Here is an 8,008-nt window from a genome sequence, read left to right on the forward strand (position 1 = left end):
GCGACGTGCTGAAAGTCGTCCAACGATCTCATCATCAGGAAGTGAAAACTCAAGAACAGCGTTTAATGGGGTCTTCTTATCAAGCATCATCGCGCGTAACACCTCTGCTTGCGCAACATTGCGTGGCCATCCATCAAGTAAGAAGCCATTAACTGCATCAGCCTCTTCTAAACGTGCTGCAACCATTTCATTGGTAATTGCATCTGGAACTAGCTCGCCACGATCCATAAACTCGCGTGCTTTATTTCCAAGTTCGGTTCCGGCCTTTAAATTTGCGCGGAAAATATCACCAGTTGCGATGTGTGGAATTGAGTAGTGCGCAGCAAGGAATTGAGCTTGTGTTCCCTTACCTGCGCCTGGTGGACCTACCAGGACTAAACGCATTAGTGAAGGAATCCCTCGTATGAACGCTGCTGTAGTTGTGACTCGATCTGCTTTGCAGTATCAAGACCTACACCTACAACGATCAGGATCGCTGTTCCACCAAATGGGAAGTTCTGTGTTGCACCAAAGACAACTAGTGCTGCGATTGGAATAACTGCAACAAGTGCCAAGTACAAAGATCCTGGAGCAGTGATACGTGAAAGAACATACTGTAGGTACTCAGATGTTGGCTTTCCTGCACGAATACCAGGAACGAATCCACCGTACTTCTTCATATTATCTGCAACCTCATCTGGGTTGAAGGTAATTGCAACATAGAAGTATGTGAAGAAAATAATGAGTAGTGCATACGCAGCTACATAAATTGGGTGATCGCCCTTAACAAAGTTACGGCTAATCCATACCGCCCATGCAGCCTGGCTATTTGTGAAGTTCACAATCAGCGAAGGAATGTAGAGCAATGATGAAGCGAAAATTACTGGGATAACACCAGCCTGATTAACCTTGATTGGGATGTAAGTGCTTGTTCCACCGTATGCCTGACGTCCAACCATACGCTTTGCATATTGAACTGGAATACGACGCTGCGCCTGCTCCACGAATACAACCGCTGCTACTACCAAGATTCCAACAGCCATAACAAAGAGGAATGCGAAAAATCCCTTTTGTAGCTTGATTGACCATAGTTGGCTTGGGAAACCTGCTGCGATCGATGTAAAGATCAAGATTGACATACCGTTACCGACACCGCGATCAGTGATTAACTCACCAAGCCACATGATTACAGATGTACCTGCAGTCATTACGAAAATCATCGTAACGATGCGCTGCCATGATGTGTCAGGAATAATTGCAAGCGAACATCCTGAGATCAAACGACCAGGTGTACGAGCAACCGCGATCAAACCAGTTGATTGCAATACTGCAAGACAGATTGTTAAGTAACGTGTGTACTGAGTTAACTTCGCTGTTCCAGATTGTCCTTCAGCCTTCAACGCTTCAAATCGTGGGATTACCACTGTTAGAAGTTGAATGATGATTGAGCTGGTGATGTAAGGCATGATTCCCAAAGCGAAAACAGAGAGCTTAATAAGCGCTCCACCGCTAAATAGGTTGATCAAGCCAAACAATCCACCAGATTGAACAGTCTTCAAACACTCTTGGACATTTCCATAAGAAACACCTGGTGTAGGAACAACTGAGCCAAAACGGAACAAGGCCATGATTGAGAGAGTGAAGAAGATCTTCTTTCGAAGTTCTGGCGTCTTAAATGCCATTCCAAATGCGCTAAGCATCAACCTTCTCCAACTCTCTAAATCAACGACTTCTTATAGTGTATTTGTTGAACCGCCAGCTGCTGCAATCTTTTCGATCGCTGAAGCTGAGAATGCATGTGCTGTAACAGATACCTTGACAGCGATATCGCCGTTTCCGAGAACCTTTACCGGCAATGAATCGCGAACTGCGCCCTTAGCAATGAGATCAGCAACTGTTACATCGCCACCCTTTGGGAAGAGTGCGTTGATTGTTGAGACGTTAACCGCCTGGTACTCAACGCGTGCTGGGTTCTTAAATCCACGTAGCTTTGGAAGACGCATTACGAGTGGAAGCTGACCACCCTCGAAGCCCGGACGAACCGTGTTACGAGCGTGAGTTCCCTTGCCACCACGACCTGCAGTCTTACCCTTCGATGCCTCACCGCGACCCTTACGAGTCTTGGCCTTCTTAGCACCTGGAGCTGGACGAAGATGATGAAGTTTGAGAGTCATCTTTATTCGACCTCCTCTACCTTGATCAAGTGACGAGCAGCTACTGCCATGCCACGAATTTCTGGACGATCTTCTTTAACGACAACATCGTTGATGCGCTTTAAACCGAGAGAACGAACAGTGTTGCGAATCTCTGGCTTATTGCCAACTGTTGACTTAATCTGAGTGATTTTCAAACGTGGCATTAGGCACCAACTGTCTGCTGTGAAGCACGGATAATTGCAGCAGGTGCAACATCTTCAAGTGGACGACCACGTCGAGTTGCAATCTGCTCTGGAGACTCGAGCATCTTCAGCGCTGCAACAGTGGCGTGAACCATGTTGATTGCATTAGATGATCCGAGTGACTTTGTAAGAACATCGTGAATACCAGCACACTCAAGTACTGCACGCACAGGACCACCAGCGATAACTCCGGTACCTGGGCTAGCTGGGCGAAGAAGAACTACGCCTGCAGCAGTCTCACCTTGAACTGGGTGAGGAATTGTTCCCTGGACGCGTGGAACCTTGAAGAATGACTTCTTAGCCTCTTCAACAGCCTTTGCAATCGCAGCTGGAACTTCCTTTGACTTGCCGTATCCGATACCAACGAGACCGTTTCCGTCACCAACAACTACGAGAGCTGTGAATGAGAAACGACGTCCGCCCTTTACAACCTTAGATACGCGGTTGATGAAAACTACGCGCTCTGTGTAAGGAGACTTCTCGCGTTCGCGATCGTCACGACGACCTTCGCGACGTTCGCCGCGACCTTTGTTAGCTGGTGCACCAGTTGATGGAGCAGCTGTTGTTGTTTCAATAGCCATATTAGAACTCCAATCCGTTCTCTCGTGCAGCATCTGCAACAGCTGCGATGCGACCGTGGTACTTGTAACCAGCGCGGTCGAATACAACTGCTGAAACGCCAGCCTTCTTAGCGCGCTCAGCTACGAGAGCTCCAACCTTCTTTGCCTTATCTGTCTTTTCGCCAGATGCAGCGCGAAGATCTGCTTCCATTGTTGATGCGTAAGCAAGTGTTAAACCTTGTGTGTCATCAATAACCTGAACGAACAGGTGACGTGATGAACGTGAAACTACGAGGCGTGGACGTGATGGTGTGCCTGAGATCTTCTTGCGAAGACGGAAAGCACGACGAGCGCGCGCGTTCTGCGCATTGCCCTTGCGGACCTTAACTCCGATTGCCATTACTTCTTACCTGCCTTTCCAGCCTTGCGAAGAACCTTTTCGCCTTCAAGACGAAGACCCTTGCCCTTGTAAGGATCTGCCTTGCGAAGCTTCTTTACCTTCGCTGCTGTTTCGCCAACAAGCTGCTTATCGATTCCGCTGATAACAAGCTTTGTTGGTGACTCAACCTTGTAGCTGATTCCTTCTGGTGCTGGGAAGTTAATTACGTGGCTGTAGCCGAGCTGGAACTCAAGGTCCTTACCCTTTTCAGCAACACGGTAACCAACACCAACAATGTTGATTGTGAGTGAGTAGCCGTTTGTTACACCTTCGATGATGTTCGCAACGAGTGTGCGAGACAAGCCGTGAAGTGAACGAACCATGCGCTCATCGTTGGGACGGGCAACAGTGATAACACCATCAGCCTGTGAAACCTTGATTGGCTCAGCAACTGTCAATGAAAGTGATCCCTTAGGACCCTTTGCAGAGACTTGCTGGCCATTGATTGTTACTTCTACTCCGCTAGGAACAGTGATGGGCATACGACCAATACGTGACATAGTCGATTACCATACGTAAGCGAGAACTTCTCCGCCTACGCCCTTCTTGTTAGCCTGCTTATCGGTCAAGAGACCAGATGAAGTAGAGATGATTGCAACACCGAGTCCACCAAGTACCTTAGGAAGCGCAGTTGACTTCGCGTAAACACGAAGACCTGGCTTTGATACACGGCGAAGACCTGCGATTGAACGCTCACGGTTTGCACCAAACTTAAGATCGAGTGTCAGAGTCTTTCCAACACCGTTCTCGTTTGAAACGATACGGAAGTCAGCGATGTAACCCTCCGTCTTGAGGATTTCTGCGATACGAACCTTTACCGATGATGACGGCATTGAAACCGTGTCATGGTAAGCAGAGTTCGCGTTACGCAGACGAGACAACATGTCTGCGATCGGATCTGTCATTGTCATACGTGGCCTGTGGCCTTTCTCGAATTAGTATCCAAGCGATCTGCTTGGACTTTTTTCGTTGTAGTTGTTACCAAGAAGCTTTTGTAATACCAGGAAGCTCACCACGGTGAGCCATTTCGCGGAAGCAAACACGGCAGATGCCAAACTTCTGATAAACAGAGTGTGGACGACCGCAGCGTGAGCAACGTGTGTAACCGCGAACTTTGAACTTTGGCTTGCGAGCAGCTTTAACCTTGAGTGATGTTTTAGCCATTCTTATGCCTCCTTGAAAGGAAAACCGAGCAACTTCAAGAGTGCGCGACCTTCTTCGTCGTTCTTTGCTGTGGTTACGATTGTGATGTCCATACCGCGTGGACGATCAACCTTGTCCTGCTCGATCTCTGGGAAAACAACCTGCTCGGTAAGACCGAATGTGTAGTTGCCCTTGCCATCGAACTGCTTTGGTGAGAGACCGCGGAAGTCACGGATACGTGGAAGCGAGATTGAGAGAAGACGGTCTGTGAACTCCCACATACGATCTCCACGCATTGTCACGTGTGCACCAATTGGCATGCCTTCGCGAAGCTTGAACTGCGCGATTGACTTACGTGCCTTAGTGACCTGTGGCTTCTGGCCGGTGATTGTTGCGAGATCGCGGATAGCACCTTCGATCAACTTTGAATCACGAGCAGCGTCACCGACACCCATGTTGACGACAACCTTGGTAAGGGTTGGGATCATCATTGGGTTCTTGTAACCGAACTGCTCCTTGAGAGCCTTCTGGATCTCTGAACGGTAACGCGCCTTGAGGCGAACATCTGTTGTTGTTGACATTATTAGATGTCCTTTCCGGTGCGACGTGAGATACGAACGTTCTTGCCTTCGTCATCTTTGCGAACGCCAAGACGTGTTGCCTTGCCATCTGCATCGACAGCCTGAACGTTTGAGATGTGGATCGAAGCTTCCTGAGTGATGATGCCGCCGACCTTTACTCCACGCTCCGTGGTTGTCTCTTTTGTATGACGCTGAATGCGGTTGACGCCTTCAACAGTGACACGATCGCCATCAACATGGAGAACCTTGCCGGTTACTCCCTTGTTCTTTCCGGCGATAACGAGCACGTTATCGTCTTTCTTAATCTTCGCCATGGTTTAGAGCACCTCCGGAGCAAGTGAAATGATCTTCATGTAGCGCTTGTCGCGAAGTTCGCGTGCAACTGGGCCGAAGATACGAGTTCCGCGTGGTTCGCCGTCAGCCTTGAGGATGACAGCTGCGTTCTCGTCAAACTTGATGTAAGAACCGTCTGGACGACGACGCTCTTTTACTGTGCGAACGATGACAGCCTTAACGACTTCACCCTTCTTCACTGTTCCGCCAGGAATTGCATCCTTAACTGAACATACGATGATGTCACCGATACCTGCGTAGCGACGCTTGGATCCGCCGAGTACACGAATACAGAGAAGCTCTTTAGCTCCTGTGTTATCCGCGACGCGAAGGCGAGATTCTTGCTGAATCATTTTTTATTCCACCCGTCCCTTACTTAGCCTTCTCGATGATTGAAACTAAACGCCAGCGCTTTGATGCAGATAGTGGACGTGTCTCCATGATGATTACACGGTCACCGATGCCAGCTGAGTTGGTCTCATCATGTGCCTTGAGCTTCTGTGAGCGGCTCATAACCTTTGAGTAGATACCGTGTGCAACACGATTCTCTACCTCAACAACGATGGTCTTATCCATCTTGTCTGAAGTTACGATGCCTTCACGAGTTTTGCGATCTGCGCGATCTACTGAATTAGACATTATGCAGCGCCTCCAATTCCTAGTTCGCGTTCACGAATAATTGTGTAGATACGCGCGATGTCCTTGCGTACCTGACCGAGGCGGCCATGTGACTCGAGCTGACCTGTAGCTGCCTGGAAACGAAGGTTGAAAAGTTCTTCCTTGTTCTCACGTAGCTTTGCAGTGAGCTCCTCTGGTGATAATTGACGAAGTTCATCGTTAGAAATAGTCGTCATCTTTACGCCTCCTCACGCTTTACAACACGGCACTTCATTGGAAGCTTGTGAATTGCAAGGCGCATTGCCTCTGTTGCAACTTCCTCTGATACACCTGAAATTTCAAACATTACGCGACCTGGCTTAACGTTTGCGATCCACCATTCTGGAGAACCCTTACCGGAACCCATACGAGTTTCAGCTGGCTTCTTTGTGAGTGGACGGTCTGGATAGATATTGATCCATACCTTTCCACCACGCTTGATGTAACGTGTCATCGCAATACGTGCTGCTTCAATCTGACGGTTTGTTACGTATGCAGGTGCGAGAGCTTGGATACCAAAGTCACCAAATGCGACCTGTGTTCCACCCTTTGCTCCACCACTACGTGATGGGTGGTGCTGCTTACGGTGCTTAACCTTGCGAGGGATCAACATTAGTTAGCCGCTCCTTCCTGTGCAGGTGCTGCAACTGGCGCATCGTTACGTGGTGCACGTGGTGCACGTGGGCGACGATCTGCCTTTGGAGCGCGTGCTTCTTCAAGAGCCTTCGCTGCACGCTCTGCGCGTGAACCGATAACTTCACCCTTGTAGATCCATACCTTGACGCCTAAGCGACCGAATGTTGTATGTGCTTCGTAGAAGCCATAATCAATATCCGCACGAAGTGTGTGTAGTGGAACGCGACCTTCACGGTAGAACTCTGAACGTGACATTTCTGCGCCACCAAGACGACCACCGCACTGAACACGGATGCCCTTTGCGCCAGCCTTGAGAGCTGACTGCATTGACTTACGCATTGCGCGACGGAAAGAAACGCGTGCTGCGAGCTGCTCTGCGATGCCCTGTGCAACAAGCTGCGCATCAACTTCTGGGTTCTTAACCTCGAGGATGTTGAGCTGAACTTGCTTGCCTGTGAGCTTCTCAAGCTTTTGGCGAATGATGTCTGCTTCTTGACCACGACGGCCAATAACAATTCCTGGACGCGCTGTATGAAGGTCGATACGTACACGATCACGTGTGCGCTCGATTTCAATGCGTGAAACGCCTGCGCGCTCCATTCCCTTTGTCATCATTCGACGGATTTCGACATCTTCCTTGACGTAATCCTTGTACAACTTATCTGCATACCAACGTGACTTGAACTCAGTTGTAATGCCTAGGCGGAAGCCATGTGGATTTACTTTTTGACCCATTTAGTTGGACGCTCCCTTCGCAGCTAGTGGCGACTTCTCACTACGCTTTGGGCTACGTGTTTGCGCAGACTGTGGAGCTCGTGAAATTGACTTTGATACGTTCTTATCAGCGCTGACGGCAACGGTGATATGTGATGAACGCTTGAGGATACGGAAACCGCGACCCTGTGCACGTGGACGGAAACGCTTCATTGTGCGTCCCTCATCAACGAGTGCTTCTACAACCCAGAGCTCGGAAGCATCGCGGATTGCTGGGTTCTGCTGCTTAGCGTTTGCTACAGCTGAGTTGAGAAGTGTGTAAACATCATCTCCGGCAGCTTGTGGTGCAAACTTAAGAACAGAAAGTGCTTCATCTGCACGCATTCCACGAACCAAGTCGACAACGCGACGAGCCTTCTGTGGTGTGTGGCGGATGTCGCGCAAGATTGCGCGGCCGACTACAGGCTTATCAGTATTAGCCACGGTTAGCTCTCCGATCGTCCTTAACGTGACCCTTGAAGGTACGTGTTGGTGCGAATTCACCGAGCTTGTGGCCGATCATCGCATC

Annotated in this window: 18 protein-coding genes; all 18 read right to left on the reverse strand. The window is 49.4% G+C overall.

The window, feature by feature from the left end; all coding sequences use genetic code 11:
* The coding region (locus ACKOVI_RS02350) for an adenylate kinase family protein (RefSeq protein ID WP_509602409.1) at positions 1–384 on the reverse strand (384 nt) is incomplete at its 3' end.
* The gene (gene secY, locus ACKOVI_RS02355) at positions 384–1,679 is read right to left on the reverse strand and encodes a preprotein translocase subunit SecY (RefSeq protein ID WP_509602410.1); all 1,296 of its coding nucleotides are present in this window, start codon (positions 1,677–1,679) and stop codon (positions 384–386) included. The genes ACKOVI_RS02350 and secY, both read right to left, overlap by 1 nt.
* A 33-nt stretch (positions 1,680–1,712) precedes the next feature.
* Positions 1,713–2,153: a 50S ribosomal protein L15 gene (gene rplO, locus ACKOVI_RS02360; RefSeq protein ID WP_509602411.1), complete on the reverse strand. Its 441-nt coding sequence runs from the start codon at positions 2,151–2,153 to the stop codon at positions 1,713–1,715.
* A 2-nt stretch (positions 2,154–2,155) separates the two neighbouring features.
* Positions 2,156–2,338, reverse strand: a complete 183-nt coding sequence (gene rpmD / locus ACKOVI_RS02365; RefSeq protein WP_445834421.1) for a 50S ribosomal protein L30 — start codon at positions 2,336–2,338, stop codon at positions 2,156–2,158.
* Positions 2,338–2,958: a 30S ribosomal protein S5 gene (gene rpsE, locus ACKOVI_RS02370; protein ID WP_509602412.1), complete on the reverse strand. Its 621-nt coding sequence runs from the start codon at positions 2,956–2,958 to the stop codon at positions 2,338–2,340. The genes rpmD and rpsE overlap by 1 nt, the downstream gene beginning before the upstream one ends.
* A gap of 1 nt (position 2,959) precedes the next feature.
* Positions 2,960–3,337, reverse strand: coding sequence for a 50S ribosomal protein L18 (rplR, locus tag ACKOVI_RS02375; RefSeq protein ID WP_509602413.1), 378 nt, complete (start codon positions 3,335–3,337; stop codon positions 2,960–2,962).
* On the reverse strand, positions 3,337–3,876 hold the full coding sequence (gene rplF / locus ACKOVI_RS02380) for a 50S ribosomal protein L6 (RefSeq protein ID WP_509602414.1): 540 nt from the start codon (positions 3,874–3,876) through the stop codon (positions 3,337–3,339). Before rplF ends, rplR begins: the two co-directional genes overlap by 1 nt.
* Positions 3,877–3,882: 6 nt before the next feature.
* Positions 3,883–4,287 (reverse strand): 30S ribosomal protein S8, encoded by a 405-nt coding sequence (gene rpsH, locus ACKOVI_RS02385; protein ID WP_509602415.1) that lies wholly within the window; start codon positions 4,285–4,287, stop codon positions 3,883–3,885.
* 67 nt (positions 4,288–4,354) lie between these two features.
* Positions 4,355–4,540, reverse strand: a complete 186-nt coding sequence (locus ACKOVI_RS02390; protein ID WP_509602416.1) for a type Z 30S ribosomal protein S14 — start codon at positions 4,538–4,540, stop codon at positions 4,355–4,357.
* Positions 4,541–4,542: 2 nt separating this feature from the next.
* Positions 4,543–5,100: a 50S ribosomal protein L5 gene (gene rplE, locus ACKOVI_RS02395; protein ID WP_509602417.1), complete on the reverse strand. Its 558-nt coding sequence runs from the start codon at positions 5,098–5,100 to the stop codon at positions 4,543–4,545.
* A gap of 2 nt (positions 5,101–5,102) precedes the next feature.
* Entirely contained in the window at positions 5,103–5,414 is a 312-nt protein-coding gene (rplX, locus tag ACKOVI_RS02400; protein ID WP_509602418.1) for a 50S ribosomal protein L24, read from the reverse strand.
* Between the two features lie 3 nt (positions 5,415–5,417).
* Positions 5,418–5,786: a 50S ribosomal protein L14 gene (gene rplN / locus ACKOVI_RS02405; protein ID WP_509602419.1), complete on the reverse strand. Its 369-nt coding sequence runs from the start codon at positions 5,784–5,786 to the stop codon at positions 5,418–5,420.
* 19 nt (positions 5,787–5,805) lie between these two features.
* Positions 5,806–6,072, reverse strand: coding sequence for a 30S ribosomal protein S17 (gene rpsQ / locus ACKOVI_RS02410; protein ID WP_509602420.1), 267 nt, complete (start codon positions 6,070–6,072; stop codon positions 5,806–5,808).
* On the reverse strand, positions 6,072–6,287 hold the full coding sequence (rpmC, locus tag ACKOVI_RS02415; protein WP_509602421.1) for a 50S ribosomal protein L29: 216 nt from the start codon (positions 6,285–6,287) through the stop codon (positions 6,072–6,074). Before rpmC ends, rpsQ begins: the two co-directional genes overlap by 1 nt.
* Before the next feature lie 2 nt (positions 6,288–6,289).
* Positions 6,290–6,703, reverse strand: a complete 414-nt coding sequence (gene rplP, locus ACKOVI_RS02420; protein ID WP_509602422.1) for a 50S ribosomal protein L16 — start codon at positions 6,701–6,703, stop codon at positions 6,290–6,292.
* Entirely contained in the window at positions 6,703–7,461 is a 759-nt protein-coding gene (gene rpsC, locus ACKOVI_RS02425) for a 30S ribosomal protein S3 (protein ID WP_509602424.1), read from the reverse strand. The genes rplP and rpsC overlap by 1 nt, the downstream gene beginning before the upstream one ends.
* Positions 7,462–7,923 (reverse strand): 50S ribosomal protein L22, encoded by a 462-nt coding sequence (gene rplV / locus ACKOVI_RS02430; RefSeq protein WP_509602425.1) that lies wholly within the window; start codon positions 7,921–7,923, stop codon positions 7,462–7,464. It lies immediately after the preceding gene.
* Positions 7,916–8,008, reverse strand: a 93-nt coding sequence (locus tag ACKOVI_RS02435; RefSeq protein ID WP_509602426.1) for a ribosomal protein S19 family protein, incomplete at its 5' end; no start/stop codon positions are given. The genes rplV and ACKOVI_RS02435, both read right to left, overlap by 8 nt.

The organism is Candidatus Planktophila sp., assembly GCF_046070465.1.
GTDB lineage: Bacteria > Actinomycetota > Actinomycetes > Nanopelagicales > Nanopelagicaceae > Planktophila.